The sequence below is a fragment of the Staphylococcus microti genome (genome assembly GCF_000934465.1).
Lineage (GTDB): Bacteria > Bacillota > Bacilli > Staphylococcales > Staphylococcaceae > Staphylococcus > Staphylococcus microti.
Window position 1 is genome coordinate 1 of sequence record NZ_JXWY01000086.1, and the last position, 788, is coordinate 788.

Annotated in this window: 1 protein-coding gene; it reads left to right on the forward strand. The window is 45.1% G+C overall.

The genetic code is table 11. From position 1 onward, the window contains the following. The coding region (locus TP70_RS12445) for a hypothetical protein (protein ID WP_044361171.1) at window positions 1-788 on the forward strand (788 nt) is incomplete at both ends.

Here is a 788-nt window from a genome sequence, read left to right on the forward strand (position 1 = left end):
TGAATCACTTTCACTCATTGATGTTGATGTACTCATTGACGCTGAGTCGCTCTCACTTACTGATGTTGATGTGCTCATGCTTGCTGAGTCACTTTCACTCATTGATGTTGATGTGCTCATGCTCGCTGAGTCGCTTTCGCTTACTGAAGTCGATGTGCTCATGCTTGCTGAGTCGCTTTCACTTACTGATGTTGACGTGCTCATGCTCGCTGAGTCACTCATACTCATTGATGTTGACGTACTCACTGATGCTGAATCACTCTCACTTACTGAAGTAGAAGTGCTCATTGACGCTGAGTCACTTTCACTTACTGATGTTGATGTGCTCATGCTCGCTGAGTCACTTTCACTTACTGATGTTGATGTACTCATTGATGCTGAGTCGCTTTCGCTCATTGAAGTCGATGTACTCATGCTTGCTGAATCACTTTCGCTCAATGATGTTGAATCACTCATGCTCGCTGAGTCACTCATACTCATTGATGTTGATGTGCTCATTGATGCTGAGTCGCTCTCACTCACTGAAGTTGAAGTACTCATGCTTGCTGAGTCGCTTTCACTTACTGATGTTGAGTCGCTCATTGATGCCGAGTCACTTTCACTTACTGAAGTAGAAGTGCTCATGCTTGCTGAGTCGCTTTCGCTTACTGAAGTCGATGTGCTCATGCTTGCTGAGTCACTTTCGCTTACTGAAGTAGAAGTGCTCATTGACGCTGAGTCGCTCTCACTTACTGAAGTAGAAGCGCTCATTGATGCTGAATCACTTTCGCTCACTGAAGTTGACGTAC